The sequence below is a fragment of the Streptomyces sp. NPDC005202 genome (assembly GCF_040608235.1).
GTDB lineage: Bacteria > Actinomycetota > Actinomycetes > Streptomycetales > Streptomycetaceae > Streptomyces.
Map to the genome: position 1 here is coordinate 638708 of NZ_JBEXHW010000001.1, position 22969 is coordinate 661676.

Below are 22969 nucleotides of genomic sequence, written 5' to 3' on the forward strand. Positions count from 1 at the left end.
GCCGGGCGACCTTGGGAGGGACGCGTGGGACGCGCGCACCGAGTCACACACTCGCGGCCGACGTACGGCGGAGGCGCCGATGCCCGGTAGCCGTACCGGCCGGCCGCCCGTCCAGCGGGCCGTTGGCCGGCCCGCGGCTCCCGGGGCGCCGCGCGGCAACTCCGTACGCCGCCTGGTCATGCGTGCCCGCCGTGCCTGGGACCGGCCGCTGACGGCGTACTACCTGATCCTCGGCGGCAGCCTGCTGATCACCGTGCTGGGCCTGGTGATGGTCTACTCGGCCTCCCAGATCACGGCGCTGCAGATGGCGCTGCCGGGGTCGTACTTCTTCCGCAAGCAGCTCCTGGCGGCCGTGATCGGAGCCGGGCTGCTGTTCGCCGCGTCCCGCATGCCGGTCAGGCTGCACCGGGCGCTGGCCTACCCGATCCTGGCGGGCGCTGTGTTCCTGATGGCGCTGGTACAGGTGCCCGGGATAGGGACGGCGGTCAACGGCAACCAGAACTGGATCTCGCTGGGCGGCTCCTTCCAGATCCAGCCCAGCGAGATCGGCAAGCTGGCGCTGGTGCTGTGGGGCGCCGACCTGATCGCGCGCAAGCAGGAAAAGAAGCTGCTGACGCAGTGGAAGCACATGCTGGTGCCGCTCGTGCCGGTCGCCTTCATACTGCTCGGTCTGATCATGCTCGGCGGCGACATGGGGACGGCGATCATCCTCACCGCGATCCTGTTCGGCCTGCTGTGGCTGGCGGGCGCGCCCACGCGGCTGTTCGTGAGCGTGCTGTCGATCGCGGGCGCGATCGGTGTGATCCTCATCAAGACCAGCCCGAACCGGATGGACCGGCTCGCCTGCATCGGCGCCACCGACCTGGGGCCGGGCGGGACCTGCTGGCAGGCGGTGCACGGCATCTACGCCCTCGCCTCCGGCGGACTCTTCGGCTCCGGACTCGGCGCGAGTGTGGAAAAATGGGGTCAACTCCCTGAAGCGCACACCGACTTCATCTTCGCCGTGACCGGTGAGGAACTGGGCCTCGCGGGGACGCTGTCGGTGCTCGCCCTGTTCGCGGCTCTAGGCTATGCGGGTATCCGCGTGGCCGGACGCACGGAGGACCCCTTCGTGAGGTATGCCGCGGGAGGCGTGACCACCTGGATCACCGCGCAGGCGGTGATCAACATCGGTGCGGTGCTCGGTCTGCTGCCGATCGCCGGCGTCCCGCTCCCGCTGTTCTCCTACGGGGGATCCGCCCTGCTGCCGACCATGTTCGCCATCGGGCTGATGATCGCCTTCGCGCGGGACGAGCCCGCTGCGCGGGCGGCGCTTGCGATGCGGCAACCTCGCTTTGGTAGAAAGCGGGCGGGAGGCTCTGCATTCGATCGGAGGTCCGATCGAGGGTCTCGGAGATGGAACACGATGCGACGGCGTGCCTCGGCGGCGCGTTCGTCCGGAGAGCGGTGAATTTCGGTGCATGTCGTACTCGCCGGCGGAGGAACCGCGGGCCACATCGAGCCCGCGCTCGCCCTCGCGGACGCCCTGCGCAGGCAGGACCCGACCGTGGGGATCACGGCCCTGGGCACGGAGCGCGGCCTCGAGACACGTCTCGTACCCGAGCGTGGCTACGAACTCGCGCTGATCCCCGCCGTACCCCTGCCACGCAAGCCGACCCCCGAGCTGATCACCGTCCCGGGCCGGCTGCGCGGCACGATCAGGGCGACCGAGCAGATCCTTGAGCGCACCAAGGCGGACGTCGTCGTCGGCTTCGGCGGCTACGTCGCCCTGCCCGGCTACCTGGCCGCCAAGCGGCTCGGCGTGCCGATCGTCATCCACGAGGCGAACGCCCGCCCGGGCCTGGCCAACAAGATCGGTTCGCGGTACGCCGCCCAGGTCGCCGTCTCCACGCCGGACAGCAAGCTGCGGAACGCCCGCTACATCGGCATCCCGCTGCGCCGGTCCATCGCCACCCTCGACCGGGCCGCCATGCGCCCCCAGGCCCGCGCGATGTTCGGGCTCGACCCGAACCTGCCGACGCTGCTGGTCTCCGGCGGCTCGCAGGGCGCCCGCCGCCTCAACGAGGTCGTTCAGCAGGTCGCCCCCTACCTCCAGCAGGCCGGGATCCAGATCCTGCACGCGGTCGGTCCGAAGAACGAACTGCCGCAGGTGCACCAGATGCCGGGAATGCCCCCCTATGTCCCGGTAAGTTACCTGGACCGGATGGACCTCGCGTACGCCGCGGCCGACATGATGCTCTGCCGCGCGGGCGCGATGACCGTCGCCGAACTCTCCGCCGTCGGGCTCCCGGCCGCCTACGTCCCGCTGCCCATCGGCAACGGCGAACAGCGGCTGAACGCCCAACCGGTGGTCAAGGCGGGCGGCGGACTGCTGGTCGACGACGCGGAACTCACGCCGGAATGGGTGCAGCAGAACGTCCTGCCCGTGCTCGCCGATCCGCACCGGCTGTACCAGATGTCCCGCGCCGCCAGCGAGTTCGGCCGCCGGGACGCCGACGACCTGCTCGTCGGCATGGTGTACGAGGCGATCGCCTCGCACCGTTAGGACCATATGCACGGAGGGCAGAGAGCGTGGCCGGACCGACGACCGCCGAGCGCGGTGAGCGGCAGCAGGAGTCGTCCGGCCCGCCTCCGGCCCGTCGGCTGAGGCTGCCCCGCCTTCGTACGATCGTCATCCTGGCGGCCGTCGCGCTGCTCCTCGGTGCCGGTTCCCTCTGGCTGCTGTACGGCTCGCCGTGGACGCGCGTGGAGCGCGTATCCGTCTCCGGGGCACGGGTCTTGACGCCCGCGCAGGTGCGCGCGGCCGCCGAGGTACCGGTCGGGGCGCCGCTGATTTCTGTCGACACCGATGCGATCGCGGCACGCCTGCGCCATGAATTGCCCCGAATTGACTCGGTTGACGTCGTTCGCTCTTGGCCCCATGGAATCGGCCTGAAAGTGGTCGAGCGCACTCCGGTTCTGGTGGAGAAAAAGGGCGGAAACTTCATCGAAGTGGACGACGCCGGTGTCCGATTCGCCGTGGTTTCGCGGGCTCCGAAAGGCGTACCCGTCCTGGAATTGTCCCTCTCTCGCGCAAGCTCGGCGGCCGCGAGCCTGCGGCGCTTCGGCGAGAGCCGGCTCGTGCGCGAGGCGGTCACGGTCGCCGGGCGGATTCCGGCCGAGGTCGCGCGCGAGACCCGGGTCGTCAAGGTCCGTACCTACGACGACATCTCGCTGGAGTTGAACGACGGGCGCACCGTGGCGTGGGGCAGCAGCGAGAAGAGCGGCGAGAAGGCGCGCACGCTCACCGCCCTGATGAAAGCCGCGCGCGGCGCGCGGCACTTCGACGTCAGCGTTCCCACCGCGCCTGCGTCATCAGGGAGTTGACGCACATCCGCGCAGGCCAGCACCCTGGTTGGGCACCGCTATGCCTGATCACATAGGGTGAAAAGAAAAACGGGAGGTTCGGCGTGTTCGTTGAACGTGCGCCACTTGTCGACTTAGTGTCCTGTTCGGAAGAGTCCAGGGAACAGGCACACTGGTAACCCTAAACTTCAGGGTTAGGGTTCGGGTCGGCGTTCGGACCGTCCCATTCGGCATCAGTCGTCGGATCGCGGCGCAACCGCGAGGCGGCGACACGTAACTCGAGGCGAGAGGCCTTCGACGTGGCAGCACCGCAGAACTACCTCGCAGTCATCAAAGTCATCGGTGTCGGCGGCGGTGGTGTCAATGCCATCAACCGGATGATCGAGGTCGGTCTCAAGGGCGTCGAGTTCATCGCCATCAACACCGACGCACAGGCGCTGTTGATGAGCGACGCCGACGTCAAACTCGACGTCGGCCGCGAACTCACCCGCGGACTCGGCGCCGGAGCCAACCCGGCCGTCGGCCGCAAGGCCGCCGAGGACCACCGTGAGGAGATCGAGGAGGTCCTCAAGGGGGCCGACATGGTCTTCGTGACGGCCGGTGAAGGCGGCGGCACCGGCACCGGCGGCGCGCCCGTCGTGGCCAACATCGCGCGCTCGCTGGGTGCCCTCACCATCGGCGTGGTCACGCGCCCGTTCACCTTCGAGGGACGGCGCCGCGCCAACCAGGCCGAGGACGGCATCGCCGAGCTCCGTGAAGAGGTCGACACCCTCATCGTCATCCCCAACGACCGGCTGCTGTCCATCTCGGACCGCCAGGTCAGCGTGCTCGACGCGTTCAAGTCCGCGGACCAGGTGCTGCTGTCCGGTGTGCAGGGCATCACCGACCTCATCACCACCCCCGGCCTGATCAACCTCGACTTCGCCGACGTCAAGTCGGTCATGTCGGAGGCCGGTTCCGCCCTCATGGGCATCGGCTCGGCCCGCGGCGACGACCGCGCGGTGGCCGCGGCCGAGATGGCGATCTCCTCGCCGCTGCTCGAAGCCTCCATCGACGGCGCCCGGGGCGTGCTGCTGTCCATCTCCGGCGGCTCCGACCTCGGCCTGTTCGAGATCAACGAGGCCGCTCAGCTGGTCAGCGAGGCCGCCCACCCCGAGGCCAACATCATCTTCGGCGCGGTCATCGACGACGCCCTCGGCGACGAGGTCCGGGTCACCGTGATCGCGGCCGGCTTCGACGGCGGCCAGCCGCCCGCCCGGCGGGACAACGTCCTCGGCTCGTCCTCGGTCAAGCGCGAGGAGCCGACCCCGGTACGGCAGCAGCCCGAGAGCCGTCCGACCTTCGGCTCGCTCGGCAGCGTGAAGCCGAAGGAGGAGCCGGAGCCCGCCGCTCCGGCGCCGGTGAAAGACCTCCCGGCCGCCGCCCCGCCGGTCCCGCCGTCGCGGACCTACACGGACAGCGCGGCCGAGGAGCTGGACGTACCGGACTTCCTCAAGTGATAGGACAGCACGACACCGTGAACGGCGCGCACTTCGCTTTCACCGACCGGTGGGGCGGGGTGAGCGCCGTTCCGTACGAGGAGCTCAATCTGGGCGGCGCGGTCGGCGACGACCCCGACGCCGTACGCACCAACCGCGAACTGGCTGCCAAGTCGCTCGGACTCGACCCGGCCCTGGTGGTCTGGATGAACCAGGTGCACGGGGCGGACGTGGCGGTGGTGGACGGGCCGTGGGGCTCCTCCGCCGAGATCCCGTCGGTCGACGCGGTCGTCACCGCCCGCCGCGGACTCGCCCTCGCCGTGCTCACCGCCGACTGCACGCCGGTGCTGCTCGCCGACCCCGTCGCCCGGATCGCCGCCGCGGCCCACGCCGGACGGCCCGGCATGGTCGCCGGGGTCGTCCCCGCCGCCGTACGGGCCATGGTGGAGCTCGGCGCCGAGCCGGCCCGGATCGTCGCCCGCACCGGGCCCGCCGTCTGCGGGCGGTGCTACGAGGTGCCGGAGGCGATGCGCGCCGAGGTGGCCGCCGCAGAGCCGGCGGCGCACTCCGAGACGAGTTGGGGCACGCCGGCGGTCGACGTGAGCGCCGGCGTGCACGCGCAGCTGAAGCGGCTCGGGGTGCATGACCGGGAGCAGTCGCCTGTGTGCACGCTGGAGTCGGGCGACCACTTCTCGTACCGCCGCGATCGCACCACCGGGCGGCTCGCGGGCTATGTCTGGCTGGACTGATGGGGCATGACGGAACGTAAGGAACAACTCGCCGGAAACCTGGCGAAGGTGGAGGAACGCATCGCCGCCGCCTGCGCGGCCGCGGGCCGCCCGCGGGAGGAGGTGACCCTTATCGTGGTCACCAAGACCTACCCGGCGTCGGATGTGCGGATCCTGTCGGAACTCGGTGTGCGTCACGTCGCCGAGAACCGCGACCAGGAGGCGGCGCCCAAGGCCGCCGAATGCGCGGATCTGCCCATTACTTGGCATTTTGTTGGTCAACTTCAGACCAACAAGGTGCGATCTGTGGTCGGTTACGCGGATGTCGTGCAGTCCGTCGACCGTTCCCGGCTCGTTGCGGCCCTGTCGAAGCAGGCCGTGCGGGCGGAGCGCGAAGTGGGATGCCTCATCCAGGTCGCGCTGGACGCGGGGGAGAGCAGACGGGGGGAGCGGGGAGGCGTGGCGCCCGACGGAATCGAAGAGTTGGCCGATCTCGTCGCCGAGGCTCCGGGGCTGCGGCTCGACGGGCTGATGACCGTCGCCCCGCTTACCGGAGAGTACGCGGGGCGCCAACAGGCGGCGTTCGAGCGGCTCATGGATTTGTCGACTGACCTGCGCCGAGCCCATCCGGCTGCAACCATGGTCTCGGCAGGAATGAGTGCGGACCTCGAACAGGCCGTGGCCGCCGGAGCGACACATGTGCGCGTCGGCACCGCGGTACTCGGAGTCCGCCCCAGGCTCGGGTAACGTCGCCAGGAAGTCGGACCACAGCAGAAAATATGGTCAATACCGCCGAAGGCGGCGCAACGACCTCGTGGATCGCGGGCACTTGGCAGTCGTCAGTCGATCCACCACAGAGCGGAGGACTCAGAGCATGGCCGGCGCGATGCGCAAGATGGCGGTCTACCTCGGCCTCGTGGAGGACGATGGGTACGACGGCCGGGGATTCGACCCCGATGACGACTTCGAACCCGAACTGGACCCGGAGCCCGAACGGGACCGCCGACGGCATGAGCCGTCGCACCAGTCGCACGGAACACATCAGCCCCAAAGGGACGAACCGGTGCGAATGGTGCAGCCTCCGGCGCCACGCGACCCGGTGTCCCATTCCGCTTCGCTCCCGGCGGAATCCGGGCGTCCGGCGCGCATCGCGCCCGTGGCATCCATCACACAAGAACGTCAGAGCCTGGAGAAGAACGCGCCGGTGATCATGCCCAAGGTCGTGTCGGAACGAGAGCCTTACCGGATCACCACGCTTCACCCCCGGACCTACAACGAGGCCCGTACCATCGGGGAACACTTCCGTGAAGGCACCCCGGTGATCATGAATCTTACTGAGATGGATGACACGGACGCGAAGCGACTTGTCGACTTTGCGGCCGGTTTGGTGTTTGGTCTTCACGGCAGTATCGAGCGGGTGACGCAGAAGGTGTTCCTGTTGTCGCCTGCTAACGTCGATGTCACGGCGGAGGACAAGGCCCGCATCGCAGAGGGCGGGTTCTTCAACCAGAGCTGAGACGCACCACCGGAAACGCACGGAACAGGGGAGAGGGAAGCACGGGTCATGAGCGTGTTCCTGGATGTGATCTACATCGCGCTGATGTGCTTCCTCATCGTGCTCATCTTCCGGTTGGTCATGGACTACGTCTTCCAGTTCGCCCGCTCGTGGCAACCCGGCAAGGCGATGGTGGTCATTCTCGAGGCCACCTACACTGTCACCGATCCACCGCTGAAGCTTCTGCGGCGGTTCATCCCGCCGCTGCGTCTCGGGGGCGTGGCGCTCGACCTGTCCTTCTTCGTGCTGATGATCATCGTCTACATCCTGATCTCGATCGTGAGCCGGCTGTGAGCGATGTGAACTACGGTCTTGCCGAATGCCGACGACTACGTTGAGGTGAAGAGATGCCGTTGACCCCCGAGGACGTGCGGAACAAGCAGTTCACGACCGTCCGCCTCCGAGAAGGCTATGACGAGGACGAGGTCGATGCCTTCCTCGACGAGGTCGAAGCCGAGCTGACCCGCCTGCTCCGCGAGAACGAGGACCTGCGCGCCAAACTGGCCGCGGCCACGCGCGCGGCCGCGCAGAACCAGCAGAACATGCGCAAGCCCCCGGAGGGCCAGGACCAGCAGCACCCGCAGCACCAGCAGCAGGGCATGCGAGGACCGGGCGCTCCGGTACCCGCCGGCATATCGGGCCCGCCGCAGCAGCAGATGGGCGGCCCCATGGGTGGCCCGCCCCAGCTGCCGAGCGGTGCCCCGCAGCTGCCCGCCGGCCCCGGCGGTCAGGGCCCGCAGGGTCCGGGCCAGATGGGTCCGGGTCCGATGGGCCAGGGCCCGATGCAGGGCCAGATGGGTCCGGGCCCGATGGGCGGCCCCATGGGCGGCCCCGGTCCGATGGGTCAGGGCCCCGGCGGCGACAGCGCCGCGCGCGTGCTGTCGCTGGCTCAGCAGACCGCCGACCAGGCGATTGCGGAGGCCCGTTCCGAGGCCAACAAGATCGTCGGCGAGGCCCGCAGCCGTGCCGAGGGTCTCGAGCGTGACGCCCGCGCCAAGGCCGACGCGCTCGAGCGGGACGCGCAGGAGAAGCACCGTGTCGCGATGGGCTCCCTGGAGTCCGCCCGCGCCACGCTGGAGCGCAAGGTCGAGGACCTGCGCGGCTTCGAGCGCGAGTACCGCACGCGGCTGAAGTCGTACCTGGAGTCGCAGCTGCGCCAGCTGGAGACCCAGGCCGACGACTCGCTGGCCCCGCCGCGCACCCCGGCGACCGCGTCCCTGCCGCCGTCCCCGGCGCCCTCCATGGCCCCGGCCGGCGCGAGCGCCCCGTCGTACGGCGGCAACCAGACGATGGGCGGTGCCCCCAGCCCGTCCGGCCCGTCCTACGGCGGTCAGCAGCAGATGTCCCCGGCGATGACCCAGCCGATGGCGCCGGTGCGTCCGCAGGGCCCGTCGCCGATGGGTCAGGCTCCCTCGCCGATGCGCGGGTTCCTCATCGACGAGGACGACAACTGACGGCGGCGGCCTGACGGCCAGGAGTACGGCGTAGGCGTCGGCAGCGTTCAATGGGCGGGGCCCCGGGTTTCGATCCGGGGCCCCGCCCTTTTTACGCGGGTTGCGTGCGAGACGGGGTGCCCCGGCACCGGCAACGGCGAGGGCCCGGTCCCCCGAGGCGGGAGGCGGGGGCCGGGCCCTCGTACGTGCCGCTCTCTTACGCCTTGCGCAGGCGGAACGTCAGGGACAGGCCTTCGTCCGTGAACGGCTCGCCGTAGGTGTCGTCCGCCTCGCCTTGGGCGAAGTCCGTGGCGAGCACCTCGTCGGCGATCAGGCCGGCGTGCTCGGACAGGGCGGCGATGACCGCCGGGTCCGTGGACGTCCAGCGCAGGGCGATGCGGTCGGCGACGTCGAGACCGCTGTTCTTGCGGGCCTCCTGGATCAGGCGGATCGCGTCACGGGCCAGACCGGCCTGCCGCAGCTCCTCCGTGATCTCCAGGTCGAGGGCGACCGTCGCGCCCGCGTCGGAGGCCACCGACCAGCCCTCGCGCGGGGTTTCGGTGATGATCACCTCGTCGGGCGTGAGGGTGATGTTCTCGCCGTCGACCTCCACCGACGCCGTTCCCTCGCGCAGGGCCAGGGACAGTGCGGCCGCGTCAGCGTTCGCGATGGCCCTGGCGACGTCCTGGACCCGCTTGCCGAACCGCTTGCCCAGCGCACGGAAGTTGGCCTTGGCGGTCGTGTCGACCAGGGAGCCGCCCGCCTCGGAGAGGGACGCAAGCGACGAGACGTTCAGCTCCTCCGTGATCTGCGTGTGCAGCTCGGGGTCGAGGGAGTCGAAGCCCGCGGCCGCCACCAGCGCGCGGGAGAGCGGCTGCCGGGTCTTGACACCCGACTCCGCGCGCGTGGCACGGCCCAGCTCCACGAGCCGGCGCACCAGCACCATCTGCTGCGACAGCTCCGGGTCGATGGCGGACAGGTCCGCCTGAGGCCAGGACGCCAGGTGCACCGACTCCGGGGCGCCCGGGGTCACCGGCACGACCAGGTCCTGCCACACCCGCTCGGTGATGAACGGGGTGATCGGCGCCATCAGCTTGGTCACCGTCTCCAGGACCTCGTGCAGCGTGCGCAGCGCCGCCTTGTCGCCCTGCCAGAAACGGCGACGCGACCGGCGGACGTACCAGTTGGACAGGTCGTCGATGAACGCCGACAGCAGCTTGCCGGCGCGCTGGGTGTCGTAGCCCTCCAGGGCCTGCGTCACCTGGTCGGTCAGCGCGTGCAGCTCGCTCAGCAGCCAGCGGTCCAGCAGTGGGCGGTCGGCCGGGGCCGGGTCGGCCTCGCTCGGCGCCCAGTTCGACGTGCGCGCGTACAGGGCCTGGAAGGCGACCGTGTTCCAGTAGGTGAGGAGCGTCTTGCGGACGACCTCCTGGATGGTGCTGTGGCCCACGCGGCGTGCCGCCCAGGGCGAGCCGCCGGCCGCCATGAACCAGCGGACCGCGTCCGCGCCGTGCTGGTCCATGAGCGGGATCGGCTGAAGGATGTTGCCCAGGTGCTTGGACATCTTCCGGCCGTCCTCGGCGAGGATGTGGCCCAGGCACACGACGTTCTCGTACGACGACTTGTCGAACACCAGCGTGCCGACCGCCATCAGCGTGTAGAACCAGCCTCGGGTCTGGTCGATGGCCTCGCAGATGAACTGCGCCGGGTAGCGGGCCTCGAACAGCTCCTTGTTCTTGTACGGGTAGCCCCACTGCGCGAACGGCATCGAACCGGAGTCGTACCAGGCGTCGATCACCTCGGGCACGCGCGTGGCTGTCTTGCCGCAGCCGTCGTGGCGGCAGGCGAAGGTGACCTCGTCGATGTACGGGCGGTGCGGGTCGAGGCCCGACTGGTCGGTGCCGGTCAGCTCGGTCAGCTCCGCGAGCGAGCCGACGCAGGTGAGGTGGTCGTCCTCGCAGCGCCAGATCGGCAGCGGGGTGCCCCAGTAGCGGTTGCGGGACAGCGCCCAGTCGATGTTGTTGTTCAGCCAGTCGCCGTACCGGCCGTGCTTGACGGTCTCCGGGAACCAGTTGGTCTTCTCGTTCTCCTCGAGCAGGCGGTCCTTGATCGCCGTGGTGCGGATGTACCAGGACGGCTGCGCGTAGTAGAGGAGCGCGGTGTGGCAGCGCCAGCAGTGCGGGTAGCTGTGCTCGTACGGCAGGTGCTTGAAGAGCAGACCGCGGTCCTTGAGGTCCTCGGTGAGCTTCTCGTCCGCCTTCTTGAAGAAGACGCCGCCGATCAGCGGGACGTCCTCCTCGAACGTGCCGTCCGGGCGGACGGGGTTGACCACCGGCAGCCCGTAGGCGCGGCAGACCCTGAGGTCGTCCTCACCGAAGGCGGGGGACTGGTGGACCAGACCCGTACCGTCCTCGGTCGTGACGTACTCGGCGGTCACGACGAAGTGGGCGGGGGCTGGGAACTCCACGAGCTCGAACGGACGTTGATACGTCCAGCGCTCCATCTCGGCGCCCGTGAAGGTCTGGCCGGTGCTCTCCCAGCCCTCGCCGAGCGCCTTGCCGACGAGCGGCTCGGCGACGACGAGCTTCTCCTCGCCGTTCGTTGCGACGACGTAGGTGACCTCGGGGTGCGCGGCGACCGCGGTGTTGGACACCAGCGTCCAGGGGGTCGTCGTCCACACCAGGAGCGCGGCCTCGCCGGCGAGCGGACCGGAGGTGAGCGGGAAACGGACGTACACGGACGGGTCGACGACCGTCTCGTAGCCCTGCGCCAGTTCGTGGTCCGACAGGCCGGTGCCACAGCGCGGACACCAGGGGGCGACGCGGTGGTCCTGGACCAGCAGGCCCTTGTTGAAGATCTCCTTCAGCGACCACCAGACGGACTCCACGTACTCGGGGTCCATGGTCCAGTAGGCGTCGTCCAGGTCGACCCAGTAGCCCATGCGGGTCGTCAGCTCGGAGAAGGCGTCGGTGTGCCGGGTCACGGACTCGCGGCACTTGGCGTTGAACTCGGCGATGCCGTACGCCTCGATGTCCTGCTTGCCGGAGAAGCCGAGTTCCTTCTCCACCGCCAGCTCCACCGGGAGGCCGTGGCAGTCCCAGCCGGCCTTCCGCGCCACGTGGTAGCCGCGCATGGTGCGGAAGCGGGGGAAGACGTCCTTGAAGACGCGCGCCTCGATGTGGTGGGCCCCCGGCATGCCGTTGGCCGTGGGCGGGCCCTCGTAGAACACCCACTCGGGGCGGCCCTCGGACTGCTCCAGGCTCTTGGCAAAGATCTTCTGCTCGCGCCAGAAGTCGAGCACCGCGTGCTCGAGCGCGGGCAGGTCGACCTGGGCGGGCACCTGGCGGTACTGCGTCATCGATCTTCCTCCGGCGGACGTGCTGCCTTCCGTCGGAGGGACGAGAGCCTTCGTGCTGCCTACGCCGTGTGCGGCGCGCTCCCGCGGTACCACCCTCCTTGGCCCCCCGGTGCGCCGTACGCACCAGTGAGCCCCCTCATTGTGATCGCGATGCCGGTTCTACTGACCCCTGCCGTTTCGCTGAGGCGTTCTTCCGGCGGCTCCGGGGTGATCTTCACGTCGCGCTCGCCCCCGGGCTCACACCGTCCCCGGGTCGCTCTGGGCTGCGTACGCCGCTACTCGTCCCCATCCACGCTTTTCGCTCCGCCCAGTGTACGGCGCCGCGGGGACAGCGGCCGACCGGTTTTCGTACCGCGCGGGCAGGGGACCCGGCGGGGCGCGCGGTGACCCGAACGGCGAGGTACGCGTGTTCGGATCCTGGGATGCGCAGCTGGTCGGATTACCTGGCGAAGAGCTGGGCACAACGCATGCATGCCGGCCGAGCGGTACGCGCGAGGCGGGCGAATCGGGCGGCATGCCCCGTTGCCGCGGGACTGAAGTCGATTTATCGTCCCAGCACGATTCGCGAGCAAAATCACAATATGTGAAGGGGCCGCGGCCATGGTGGCGAAGAAGACCGCCGAGCAGTCGGCGTCCGGCAGGTCCAGGTGGGCCTCCGGCGGGGCGGCCAAGGACGTGAGCGGGAAGAAGAGCACGCAGAGGGGTGGCGCGGCCCGTGCCGCCAGGCCGGCGAAGACGGCGAAGCCGGTGAAGACGGCGGAGCCGGTGCGATCGGCTGCGGCGGGGGCTGCGACGGGGGCCAGCGGGGCGGACGGGACGGACGGGACGGATAGGACCGAGCGGGCGTCGACCGGGGCGTCGACCGCGAAGACGGCCGCGGAACCGGCCACGCGGTCGGATGCACCGACGGCGGCACGTGGGAAGACGGCCACTTCCGGGGGCGCGGCCGCGAAGGAGGCGGCCATGAAGAAGGCGGCCACAACGAGGACCACGGAGTCGGCCGGCGGGAAGAAGCCGGCGAAGAGGACGGCCACGGCAAAGGCCACGAAGGAGAAGGCCGAGGTCACGGCGAAGGCTGCGAAGGAGAAGGCGGCGGGCACGGCCAAGGCCGGCGGCGAGAAGGCGGCCGCGGCGCGGACCGGCGGCGCGAAGAAGGCCACGAAGAAGGCCACAGTGAACTCGGCGGCCGCGCAGGCGCCTCCGGCGGGAGCTGAGACGAAAACGGGCACGGGGAGGTCGCCCGCCAGGAAGACCTCGGCCAAGAGGGCTGCCGCGCAGGCGGCCACGGCAGAGGCGGCCGTCTCGGAGGCAGCCGGTGGGGCGGCGGCTCCCAAGGCGGCCGGCAGGAAAGCCGCCACCAAGAGGAAGGCGACCGCTGCGAGGGCCGCCCCTTCCAAGAAGGCGGTCGAGGAGGCGCCCGAGCGACCGGCAGCCGAGCAGAAGGCGCCCGAGCGACCGGCGGCGGCCGAGGCCCCGGCGCAGACGGAGGTCGGCGGGAAGGCGGCGGCGAAGAAGGCCGGCGCGAAGAAGGCCGGCGCGAAGAAGGCCGCGGCAAAGGAGACCGCAGCCAAGGATGCCGCGGCGGAGCAGGGCGCAGCGAAAAAGACCGCCACCAAGGACACCGCGGCCACGGAGGCCGTCGGCAAGGCAGCCGTCGCCAAGAAGGCGGCCGCCAAGAGGACCGCAGACGAAGGCGCCGCAGGCGAGGGCGGTGCCGGCGAAGGTGGGGCCGCGGAGGGAGTTTCTGCGCAAGTGCGTTCCCCGGAGGGTGTCTCTGGGCAGGGTGCTTCCGTGCCGAGTGCCTCCGCGAAGAGTGCGGCCAAGAAGAGCACGGCCAAGAAGGTGGGCGCGGCCCAGGCCGCGAAGCAGACGGGAGCCACGACGGTGGTTGCGAAGAAGACTCCTGGCACGGCCGCGGCGACGCAGACCGCCGTCCCCAAGGCATGGGTCGGAACGGCCGAGCCCGGAGAACTCGCGGTGCGCCCGGGGGAGGACCCCTGGACCCCGGAAGAGGTCGCGGAGGCCCGCGCGGGGCTGCAGTCCGAGATGGAGCGGCTGCGCGCCGAGATCACCTCGTCCGAGGAGTGGCTGGCCGGCCTGATGCGGGACTCGGGGGACGGCGCGGGCGACGACCAGGCCGACACCGGCACGAAGAACATCGCGCGCGAGCACGAGATGGCGCTCACCGCCAACGCGCGCGAGATGCTCACCCAGACGGAGCGTGCCCTGGAGCGGCTGGACGCGGGCACCTACGGCCTGTGCGAGAACTGCGGCAAGCCCATCGGCAAGGCACGCATGCAGGCCTTCCCGCGGGCCACCCTGTGCGTGGAGTGCAAGCAGAAGCAGGAACGCCGGTACTGACCGACCCCTCGTTACGCCTCCTGAGCACATGGGTCCGGGGAGGCGTGCCGTAGTCTCGTCCTCAGTCAGGCACCTAGGTTGAGGGACTCACGTGGCAGAGGCGGAGCGCATCATCGGTATGCCGGACACCCCGGACGCGGCACGGGCCGGGCAGGAGCGGCCCGGCGAGAACGCGGCGCCGCGCGAGCGGTCCGGCGCCGAGGGGGCCGAGGCTCCCGTCGGCGGGTCCGGCACCGGCGGAACGACGGCAGCGGGCGGGGCGGACGACGTGACCGGCACGTCGGCCGCGCCCCGCGCAGGTGGCCGTCAGGCCCCGGCCGAGCGGCCCCGGGGCAAGCGCCGGATCGCCGTGCTGTTCGCGGTCGCGGCCTTCGCGTACGCCCTCGACCTGATCAGCAAGATGATCGTGGTCGCCCGCCTGGAGCACCACGCGCCGATCGAGATCATCGGGGACTGGCTGAAGTTCGAGGCCATCCGCAACGCGGGCGCGGCCTTCGGCTTCGGCGAGGCCTTCACCGTGATCTTCACGGTGATCGCGGCCGCCGTGATCGTGGTGATCGCCCGCCTCGCGCGCAAGCTGTACAGCCTGCCCTGGGCGATCGCGCTCGGCCTGCTGCTCGGCGGCGCGCTGGGCAACCTCACCGACCGCATCTTCCGCTCGCCGGGCGTCTTCGAGGGTGCGGTCGTCGACTTCATCGCCCCCAAGCACTTCGCCGTGTTCAACCTCGCCGACTCGGCGATCGTCTGCGGCGGCATCCTGATCGTGCTGCTGTCCTTCCGCGGCCTCGACCCGGACGGCACCATCCACAAGGACTGAAGCCGGCCCTGCCGACCGTCCACCAGGGCGGAGGCCGGCCCCTGACCGTCCACGACGGCCGCCGCCGGACCTGACCGTACGGCCGCCGCCGGTCCTGAGCGTAAGGAGCACCTGGGGGGCGGAGCCCGACGTGCTGGCCGACCGGCTCCTGACCGACCTGCTCACCATTTCGGGCGCACGCGACGACACCGTCCCCGTCGTCGTCCGCCTGTAGGGACGAGCGCCGACGGGGCGCGCCGGCAGCCGGCTCGTGCTCGTCGCCCCCGTGCGGAAGGGCGTACGACGGGCGGGCGTACGGGGCTGTCGGACCCGTCCGGCATACTCGACGGGTGAGCACGATTCCCGAGATCCGTACCCTGCCCGTGCCCGACGGCCTGGAGGGCGAGCGCGTCGACGCCGCCATCTCCCGCATGTTCGGCTTCTCCCGTACGAAGGCGGCGGAGCTGGCCGCCGCGGGCAAGGTGCTGGTCGACGGCACGGTGGTCGGCAAGTCGGAGCGCGTGCGCGGCGGCGCCTGGCTCGAGGTCGAGATGCCGCAGGCGCCCGCGCCGGTGCAGGTGGTCGCCGAGCCGGTCGAGGGCATGGAGATCGTGCACGACGACGATGACGTGGTCGTGATCGTCAAGCCGGTCGGCGTGGCCGCGCACCCGTCGCCGGGCTGGACCGGCCCGACGGTGATCGGCGGCCTCGCCGCGGCCGGCTACCGGATCTCGACCTCGGGCGCCGCCGAGCGCCAGGGCATCGTGCACCGCCTCGACGTCGGCACGTCCGGCCTGATGGTGGTCGCCAAGTCCGAGTACGCGTACACGTCGCTCAAGCGCCAGTTCAAGGAGCGCACGGTCGACAAGCGCTACCACACCCTCGTGCAGGGCCACCCCGACCCGACCAGCGGCACCATCGACGCGCCCATCGGCCGCCACCCCACCCACGACTACAAGTGGGCGGTCACGGCCGACGGCAAGCCCTCGGTGACCCACTACGACCTGATCGAGGCCTTCCGCGCGGCCTCCCTGCTCGACGTGAAGCTGGAGACCGGGCGCACCCACCAGATCCGCGTCCACATGGCCGCCCACCGGCACCCCTGCGTCGGTGACCTGACCTACGGCGCCGACCCGACGCTCGCCAAGCGGCTCGGCCTGACCCGCCAGTGGCTGCACGCCGTGCGGCTGGGCTTCGAGCACCCTGGCGACGGACAGTGGGTGGAGTTCACCAGCGACTACCCGGAGGACCTGCAGAAGGCCCTGGACCAGGTCCGCGAGGAGACCTACGCGTGAGCGCCCCGTCGTACACCGTGCGCGTCGCCGAGGACCCCGCCGACCGCGAGGCGTGCTTCGCGGTGCGCAAGGAGGTCTTCGTCGGCGAGCAGGGGGTCCCCGAGGAGATCGAGTACGACGCGTACGACGCCGTCGCCCTGCACGTGCACGCCGTCCGGGAGGACGGGGTGCCACTGGGCACCGGCCGGCTGTTGTACGGCGAGGCGGCCGCGGCCAAGACGGGCGGGGACCCGGCAGTGGGCTCCCTGGGGCGGCTCGCTCTCGCCAAGGAGGCCCGCGGGCGGGGCGTCGGCGTGGCCCTGGTGCGGGCCATCGAGGACGCGGCACGCGCGCGTGGACTGGCGGCGGTGGACCTGCACGCGCAGACGCACGCGCTGGGCTTCTACGAGCGGCTGGGGTACGAGGCGTACGGGCCGGAGTTCCTGGACGCGGGCATCCCGCACCGGGCGATGCGGCGCGCTCTGTAGCCCGCGGTGCCGGAAAGGCCGGTGAGAAGGTGACGTGGCAGGCTTGAAGTCCGCCGTGTGAATGTCGGACCTTCCGGAGCGCCGACCGTGGATCAGTTGGCCCTGCTGTTCGTGGTGTTGCTCGGGGCCGTGGTGAGTGTGTCCGTCGGGGACCGGCTGGGGCTGCCGGCGCCGGTGCTGATGACACTGTTGGGGATCCTGCTCGCGGTGCTCGACTTCGTGCCGAACGTGACCATCGCGCCCGACCTGATCCTGCCCGCCCTGCTGCCGCCGCTGCTGTACGCCGCCGTACGGCGCACGTCCTGGCGGCAGTTCACCGCCAACAAACGGCCGATCTTCCTGCTGGCCGTGGCGCTGGTGTTCGTCACCACCGTGTGCGTCGCCGTCGTCGCCCACACCATCGTGCCCGGGCTGCCGATCGCCGCCGCCGTGGCGCTCGGCGCGATGGTCGCCCCGCCCGACCCGGTCGCGGCGACCGCGGTCGCCGGGCGGCTCGGGCTGCCGCGCCGCCTGGTGTCGATCCTGGAGGGCGAGGGGCTGTTCAACGACGTCACGGCCATCGTGCTCTATCACGTCGCGATCGCGGCCGCCGTGAGCGGGACGTTCTCGCCGTGGCGGGCCGGGCTCGACCTGGTGCTGTCCGCGGTGGTGGCGGTGGCCGTCGGACTCGCCCTCGGCTGGGGCGCGAGCAAGCTGATGGACCTGCTGGAGGACGCGACCCTGCAGATCGGGCTCACCCTGCTCGTACCGTACGCGTCCTACGTGCTCGCCGAGGAGCTGCACGGCTCCGGCGTCCTCGCCGTGCTCACCACCGCGCTGTTCCTGGCCGAGTACGCCACCGACGCCGACGATGTGATGACGCGGCTGGCCGGGCACACGGTCTGGGACGTCGTCGACACGCTCGTCACCGGGGTCGCCTTCGGACTGGTCGGGCTCGAGCTGCACAACGCCATCCGGACCGCGTCCGGGCGGTGGGGCGAGCTGCTCGGGTGGGCGGCGGCGATCGTGGGTGTGGTGGTGCTCGTACGGCTGGCGTGGCTGCTGCCCGCGACCTGGCTCACCAAGCGGTTGCACGCGCTGCGGGACTACGACGAGGAGATCCCGTTGAGTTGGCGGGAGACCGTCGTCATGTGGTGGGCGGGGATGCGGGGTGTGGCCTCGGTGGCGTTGGCCCTGGCCGTTCCGTTGAAGATGGACAACGGTGCGCCGTTCCCCGACCGGGACGAGATCGTGTTCATCGCCTTCGGGGTGATCATGGCGACGCTGGTGCTGCAGGGGCTGACGCTGCCGTGGCTGGTGAAGCGGCTGGGGGTGCAGGCCGACACGGAGCGGGAGAAGGAGTTCGAGAAGCAGCTGGCGGTGCGGGCGGCGAAGGCGGCCAAGCGGAGGCTGAAGGAGATCGAGGCGGTGGAGGATCTGCCGGAGGAGCTGTCCGAGCAGATGCAGCGGCGGGCGTTCGAGATCGGGGTGCGGATCAGTCCGGAGATCGGGGACGAGGAGCGGCGCGAGGCACACGAGCACCGGGTGCGGAGACTGAAGCGGGTGCGGCGGATCCAGGGGGAGATGCTGAGTGCGGCGCGGCACGAGGTGCTGGCGGCGCGGAGCGAACCGGGGGCCGACCCCGAGATCGTGGACCGGGTGCTTCGGCACCTTGACGTACGCAGTCTGCGGTGATCCCCGGCCCGCGCACCACCCGTTTCCAGTCGGTCGAGGGGTGGGCCTCTCCCATGGGGGTCACTCGCCGTCGACGGCTGTGGCTGCGGGTGCGGGTTCCTTCGCCGTTCCCCGTCCTCTCTATAGGCTCTGATCATGACTCGCAACGTCGTGATCAGTGGTGGCGGTACGGGGATCGGGCTTGCCGCGGCGCAGGCTTTCGCGGCCGACGGGGATCGGGTTCTGCTGCTCGGGCGGCGGGGCGAGGTACTGCAGAAGGCGGGGGTGCCGGGCGCGCTCACGTATGCCGCCGACGTCGGTGACGTCGCGGGCGTGCGCGGAGTCGCCCGGTTCGTCGCCGACGAGCTCGGCGCCGTGGACGTGCTGATCCACAGTGCCGGAGGCTCCGGGCAGCTCGAACCACGGGTGGAGCGAGAGGACCCGCTCGACCTCGTCGCGGACAACTGGACCGTCAACTTCCGGCTCAACACCCTGACCGCCGTGCTGCTCACGGAGGCCCTGAAGGACCGGCTCGCCGAGCCCGGCGGGCGGGTGCTGTTCCTCAGTTCCATCGCCGCCTACCGGGGGTCGGGGAGCGGCGCCTACGCGGCGTCCAAGGCCGCCCTGCACCCGTATGCCCACGACCTGGCCCGGCAGTTGGGGCCGCGCGGCATCACCGTGAACGTGGTCGCGCCCGGATACGTCGAGGACACCGGTTTCTTCGGGGACGCGATGGACGAGGCGCGGCGGGAGCGGCTCATCGCAGAGACCTCCACCGGGCGCGCCGGGACGCCGGGGGACGTCGCCGCCACGTTGCACTGGCTCGCCTCCCCGGCGGCCGGCCACATCACCTCGCAGATCATCCAGGTCAACGGCGGCGCCGAGCGCGGCCACTGAGACGCCTGCAGGGAGTCAGCCGCGGCCTGTCCAGGGCTGTTCGACGGCGCGCTGCCTGGCGCCGTCGCGGGGCGGGTGGGGACCGTCGACGCGGCCCGGCGCCGGCACCGCGTCCGCCATGTTGACGCGGGGCAGCGCGTACGGGTGCTCCTCGCACAGCCAGCGGATCATCTGCTCGCGCACCGTGACCCGGACCGTCCAGATGTCGTCCGCGTCCTTCGCCGTCACCAGGGCGTGCACCTGGATGGTGTTCGGCGTGGAGTCCGTGACCTGGAGGCCGTAGGCACGGCCGTCCCAGGCCGGGCACTCGCGCAGGATGTCGCGGAGCCTGTCGCGCATCGCCTCGATGGGCGCGGTGTGGTCGAGGTGCCAGTAGACGATGCCGGACATCTGCGAGGTGCCGCGCGACCAGTTCTCGAACGGCTTGGACGTGAAGTACGACACCGGCATGGTGATCCGGCGCTCGTCCCAGGTCCGCACGGTCAGGAACGTCAGGGTGATCTCCTCGACCGTGCCCCACTCGCCGTCCACCACCACCGTGTCGCCGATCCGCACCATGTCGCCGAAGGCGATCTGCAGCCCGGCGAACATGTTGCTCAGCGTGGACTGCGCGGCGACACCGGCGACGATGCCGAGGATGCCGGCCGAGGCCAGCAGCGAGGCGCCGGCCGCGCGCATCGCCGGGAACGTCAGCAGCATCGAGGCGATCGCCACCACGCACACGACCGCCGAGACGACACGCATGATCAGCTCGACCTGTGTGCGCACCCGGCGCACCCTGGCCGGATCCCGGTGGGCGCGGGCGCTGGCGTAGCGCGTGTACGAGGTCTCGACCACCGCTGCCGATCCGGATCACCAGCCAGGCGGCCGACCCGATCAGCACCAGGGTCAGTGTCCTGCCGATACCGACCTTGTGCTGCTCCAGCAGCTTGGCCTGGTCGTAGGACCCTCTGAGCAGGGCCGCGCACAGCACGAGCTGGTAGGGGATGCGGGCACGGCGCAGCAGGCCCCACAGCGGTGTCTCGTGGTGCCGTTCGTCGGCCTTGCGCAGCACAAGGTCGGTGATCCAGCCGACGGCCAGCGTGAGGACGACCGAGCCGCCGATCACGATCATCGGGCGGAGTACGTTCTCCATGCCTGCGAATCTAACCGGCTCCCAGCGGGCATGAACATGTGTCTTCACGGCGTTCGCGGGTAGGGCGCGGGGCGGTGTGGCGAGGGTCTCGCGGGGCGGCCCGCGGACGCCCGCGATCCGGCGTTGTCGTACCCGGCTGGCACCATGGCCTCATGAACATCATGCTCTTTCACTCGACCTATGGCCTCAGACCCGCGGTGCGCCAGGCCGCGGACCGGCTGCGCGCCGCCGGGCACGAGGTGTGGACGCCGGATCTCTTGGAGGGCCGTACGTTCGACACGGTCGAGGAGGGCATGGCCTTCAAGGACGAGATCGGCAAGGACGAGCTGCTCAAGCGGGCCGTCCTGGCCGCGGCGCCCTACTCGGAGCGGGGGCTCGTGTACGCCGGGTTCTCGCTCGGTGCCTCCATCGCACAGACCCTCGCGCTCGGCGACGACAAGGCGCGCGGCCTGCTGCTCCTGCACGGCACGTCGGACATCGCGCCGGGCGCCAAGGTGGACGACCTGCCCGTGCAGCTGCACGTGGCCGAACCCGACCCGTTCGAGACGGACGACTGGCTGAGCGCCTGGTACCTGCAGATGGGCCGGACCGGCGCCGACGTGGAGGTCTACCGGTACGCCGGGGCCGGACACCTGTACACCGATCCGGACCTGCCGGACTACGACGAGGAGGCCGCCGAGGCCACCTGGCGGGTGGCGCTCGGCTTCCTCGACAGCCTGTAGCCGACGGCTACACGGGGTCGTACGTCCGCTCGACCTTCTGCGTGCCGCTGCGCGTGCGGTACGAACGCGCCCAGGCGGAGGTCGCGTTCGGGCTCGTGCGGTCGGACAGGACGTAGTAGTCCATCTGCGCGCGGTCGGCGGTGATGTCCAGCACGCCGTAGCCGTGGCGGTCGGTGTCGACCCAGTGGACGTGCCGGTTGGCGGCGCGGATCACCGGCGCGGCGACCGCCGAGACCGTGCCCTCGGAAACCTTGACGATGTCGTCGAGGTTGTCGGAGGTCACCGAGGTGACCACGAACTCCGTGGCGGCGGACGGCGACAGCGGGTAGGTACCGGCGTCCACCGGCACGTCGTTGGCCCACGCCATGTGGATGTCGCCGGTCAGGAAGACGGTGTTGCGGATGGCGTTCGAGCGCAGGTGGGCGAGGAGTTCACGGCGGTCGTCCGTGTAGCCGTCCCACTGGTCGGTGTTCACGGCGAGGCCCTCCTGCGGCAGGCCGAGCAGCTTGGCGAGCGGCTTGAGCAGGTCCGCGGAGAGGGAGCCGACGACGAACGGCGAGATCATCACCGAGTTGCCGACCAGCCGCCAGGTGGTGTCGGACGCCTTCAACCCGGCCTTCAGCCAGTCGAGTTGGGCGCGCCCGGTGAGCGTGCGGTCCGGGTCGTCGACCGAGTCGCTGCCCGTGGAGGCCTGCTGCGAGCGGAACGAGCGCAGGTCCAGCAGGGAGAGGTCGGCGAGCTTGCCGAAGCGGAGGCGCCGGTAGGTGGTGCCCTCGATGGCCGGGCGCACCGGCATCCACTCGAAGTAGGCCTGCTTCGCGGCTGCCTTGCGCGCGGTCCAGGCGCCCTCGGCGCCCTCGGTGTGGTTGACCGCGCCGCCCGACCAGGCGTTGTCGGCGAACTCGTGGTCGTCCCAGATGGCGATGACCGGCGCCTTGTGGTGCAGGGCCTGCAGGTCGGGGTCGGTCTTGTACTTGGCGTGCCGGACGCGGTAGTCGGCGAGGGTGAGGATCTCGTTCGCCGGCGCGTGCGGCCGTACCACCGTGCCGCGGGCCGCGTACTCGCCGGACTTGTACTCGTAGATGTAGTCGCCGAGGTGCAGCCAGGCGTCCAGGTCGCCCCGGGCCGCGAGATGGCGGTACGCCGTGAAGTAGCCCGCCTCCCAGTTGGCGCAGGAGACCACGCCGAAGCGGAGGCCCGTCACGGCGGCGTCGTGGGCGGGCGCGGTGCGGGTGCGGGCGACCGGGGAGTCGGTGCCGCCGGCCGAGAAGCGGAACCAGTAGGCGGTGGCCGGCTCCAGGCCGCGGATGTCGGCCTTGACGGTGTGGTCGGAGGCGGCGGTCGCGGTGGTCGAGCCCCTGGCGACGATGCTCGTGAACGCCTTGTCCTTCGCCACCACCCAGCTCACCTCGGTGTCCGGACCGAGTCCGGAGCCGGGTATCGCCTCGGCGGTGGGGGTCACGCGGGTCCACAGCAGGATGCCGTCCGGCAGCGGATCGCCGGAGGCGACCCCGTGCAGGAAGGCGGGCGCCTGGGTGGCCGCACGCGCGGGCAGCGCGGCGGCGAGCGGGCCGGCCAGTACGGCGGTGGCGGCCGCGGCCTTGACGACCGTACGACGGTGCGGGGCAAGCGAGTTGGAAGTCTCCGAGGACGTCTGGGCGCGCTCGGACGATCTGTATCGACTGGTCACGGACGATCAGGTTACTGATCGGTATGAACGAGAGCGGGCGAACTCGCAAAAGTTCGCCC

Annotated in this window: 18 protein-coding genes and 1 pseudogene; 16 read left to right on the forward strand and 3 right to left on the reverse strand. The window is 70.8% G+C overall.

Annotated elements, in window-relative coordinates:
* Positions 1-79: 79 nt before the first annotated feature.
* The 9 genes from ftsW (at position 80) to ABZV31_RS03035 (ending at position 8560) form a co-directional block, all read left to right on the forward strand.
* The gene (gene ftsW, locus ABZV31_RS02995; RefSeq protein ID WP_355887214.1) at positions 80-1450 is read left to right on the forward strand and encodes a putative lipid II flippase FtsW; all 1371 of its coding nucleotides are present in this window, start codon (positions 80-82) and stop codon (positions 1448-1450) included.
* A 6-nt stretch (positions 1451-1456) separates the two neighbouring features.
* Positions 1457-2545 carry an undecaprenyldiphospho-muramoylpentapeptide beta-N-acetylglucosaminyltransferase gene (gene murG / locus ABZV31_RS03000; protein ID WP_355887216.1) on the forward strand — a complete coding sequence of 363 codons (1089 nt, stop codon included), beginning with the start codon at positions 1457-1459 and terminating at the stop codon, positions 2543-2545.
* 26 nt (positions 2546-2571) lie between these two features.
* On the forward strand, positions 2572-3366 hold the full coding sequence (locus ABZV31_RS03005) for an FtsQ-type POTRA domain-containing protein (RefSeq protein ID WP_355887219.1): 795 nt from the start codon (positions 2572-2574) through the stop codon (positions 3364-3366).
* A 278-nt stretch (positions 3367-3644) separates the two neighbouring features.
* On the forward strand, positions 3645-4844 hold the full coding sequence (gene ftsZ / locus ABZV31_RS03010) for a cell division protein FtsZ (RefSeq protein ID WP_355887222.1): 1200 nt from the start codon (positions 3645-3647) through the stop codon (positions 4842-4844).
* Positions 4841-5572: a peptidoglycan editing factor PgeF gene (pgeF, locus tag ABZV31_RS03015; RefSeq protein ID WP_355887225.1), complete on the forward strand. Its 732-nt coding sequence runs from the start codon at positions 4841-4843 to the stop codon at positions 5570-5572. Before ftsZ ends, pgeF begins: the two co-directional genes overlap by 4 nt.
* A gap of 6 nt (positions 5573-5578) precedes the next feature.
* A complete protein-coding gene (locus tag ABZV31_RS03020) occupies positions 5579-6298 on the forward strand; it encodes a YggS family pyridoxal phosphate-dependent enzyme (protein WP_355887228.1) in 720 nt (239 codons plus the stop codon).
* 127 nt (positions 6299-6425) lie between these two features.
* Positions 6426-7067: a cell division protein SepF gene (gene sepF / locus ABZV31_RS03025; RefSeq protein ID WP_355887231.1), complete on the forward strand. Its 642-nt coding sequence runs from the start codon at positions 6426-6428 to the stop codon at positions 7065-7067.
* Positions 7068-7115: 48 nt separating this feature from the next.
* Entirely contained in the window at positions 7116-7400 is a 285-nt protein-coding gene (locus tag ABZV31_RS03030; protein WP_276106645.1) for a YggT family protein, read from the forward strand.
* Between the two features lie 53 nt (positions 7401-7453).
* Positions 7454-8560, forward strand: a complete 1107-nt coding sequence (locus tag ABZV31_RS03035) for a DivIVA domain-containing protein (protein ID WP_355887235.1) — start codon at positions 7454-7456, stop codon at positions 8558-8560.
* Positions 8561-8756: 196 nt separating this feature from the next.
* Here the strand turns inward: ABZV31_RS03035 and ileS are convergent, their stop codons facing one another.
* Positions 8757-11894, reverse strand: a complete 3138-nt coding sequence (gene ileS, locus ABZV31_RS03040) for an isoleucine--tRNA ligase (protein WP_355887237.1) — start codon at positions 11892-11894, stop codon at positions 8757-8759.
* A gap of 963 nt (positions 11895-12857) precedes the next feature.
* Here ileS and ABZV31_RS03045 point away from each other — a divergent pair.
* From ABZV31_RS03045 to ABZV31_RS03070, 6 genes are all read left to right on the forward strand, one after another.
* Positions 12858-14255, forward strand: a complete 1398-nt coding sequence (locus ABZV31_RS03045) for a TraR/DksA C4-type zinc finger protein (protein WP_355887239.1) — start codon at positions 12858-12860, stop codon at positions 14253-14255.
* A 91-nt stretch (positions 14256-14346) separates the two neighbouring features.
* Positions 14347-15072, forward strand: a complete 726-nt coding sequence (lspA, locus tag ABZV31_RS03050) for a signal peptidase II (protein WP_355887242.1) — start codon at positions 14347-14349, stop codon at positions 15070-15072.
* 329 nt (positions 15073-15401) lie between these two features.
* Positions 15402-16346 (forward strand): RluA family pseudouridine synthase, encoded by a 945-nt coding sequence (locus ABZV31_RS03055; RefSeq protein ID WP_355887245.1) that lies wholly within the window; start codon positions 15402-15404, stop codon positions 16344-16346.
* A complete protein-coding gene (locus ABZV31_RS03060; protein ID WP_355887247.1) occupies positions 16343-16813 on the forward strand; it encodes a GNAT family N-acetyltransferase in 471 nt (156 codons plus the stop codon). The genes ABZV31_RS03055 and ABZV31_RS03060 overlap by 4 nt, the downstream gene beginning before the upstream one ends.
* An 87-nt stretch (positions 16814-16900) precedes the next feature.
* Positions 16901-18487 (forward strand): Na+/H+ antiporter, encoded by a 1587-nt coding sequence (locus ABZV31_RS03065; protein WP_355887250.1) that lies wholly within the window; start codon positions 16901-16903, stop codon positions 18485-18487.
* A gap of 135 nt (positions 18488-18622) precedes the next feature.
* The gene (locus tag ABZV31_RS03070; RefSeq protein ID WP_355887252.1) at positions 18623-19363 is read left to right on the forward strand and encodes an SDR family oxidoreductase; all 741 of its coding nucleotides are present in this window, start codon (positions 18623-18625) and stop codon (positions 19361-19363) included.
* Between the two features lie 15 nt (positions 19364-19378).
* Here the strand turns inward: ABZV31_RS03070 and ABZV31_RS03075 are convergent.
* A pseudogene (locus ABZV31_RS03075) lies at positions 19379-20498 on the reverse strand (mechanosensitive ion channel domain-containing protein).
* Positions 20499-20650: 152 nt separating this feature from the next.
* Between ABZV31_RS03075 and ABZV31_RS03080 the strand changes: the two are divergent.
* A complete protein-coding gene (locus ABZV31_RS03080) occupies positions 20651-21220 on the forward strand; it encodes a dienelactone hydrolase family protein (RefSeq protein ID WP_355887255.1) in 570 nt (189 codons plus the stop codon).
* 7 nt (positions 21221-21227) lie between these two features.
* Here ABZV31_RS03080 and ABZV31_RS03085 read toward each other — a convergent pair whose 3' ends face one another.
* Positions 21228-22910, reverse strand: a complete 1683-nt coding sequence (locus tag ABZV31_RS03085) for an alkaline phosphatase D family protein (RefSeq protein WP_355887258.1) — start codon at positions 22908-22910, stop codon at positions 21228-21230.
* Between the last annotated feature and the right edge of the window lie 59 nt (positions 22911-22969).

Excerpts from the sequence above, each read along its gene's own strand:
- ABZV31_RS03030 (WP_276106645.1), top strand. The coding sequence starts at position 7,116 with ATGAGCGTGTTCCTGGATGTGATCTACATCGCGCTGATGTGCTTCCTC.
- ABZV31_RS03080 (WP_355887255.1), top strand. The coding sequence starts at position 20,651 with ATGAACATCATGCTCTTTCACTCGACCTATGGCCTCAGACCCGCGGTG.
- ileS (WP_355887237.1), bottom strand. The coding sequence starts at position 11,894 with ATGACGCAGTACCGCCAGGTGCCCGCCCAGGTCGACCTGCCCGCGCTC.
- sepF (WP_355887231.1), top strand. The coding sequence starts at position 6,426 with ATGGCCGGCGCGATGCGCAAGATGGCGGTCTACCTCGGCCTCGTGGAG.
- ftsW (WP_355887214.1), top strand. The coding sequence starts at position 80 with ATGCCCGGTAGCCGTACCGGCCGGCCGCCCGTCCAGCGGGCCGTTGGC.
- ABZV31_RS03035 (WP_355887235.1), top strand. The coding sequence starts at position 7,454 with ATGCCGTTGACCCCCGAGGACGTGCGGAACAAGCAGTTCACGACCGTC.
- ABZV31_RS03070 (WP_355887252.1), top strand. The coding sequence starts at position 18,623 with ATGACTCGCAACGTCGTGATCAGTGGTGGCGGTACGGGGATCGGGCTT.
- ABZV31_RS03045 (WP_355887239.1), top strand. The coding sequence starts at position 12,858 with ATGAAGAAGGCGGCCACAACGAGGACCACGGAGTCGGCCGGCGGGAAG.
- ABZV31_RS03020 (WP_355887228.1), top strand. The coding sequence starts at position 5,579 with ATGACGGAACGTAAGGAACAACTCGCCGGAAACCTGGCGAAGGTGGAG.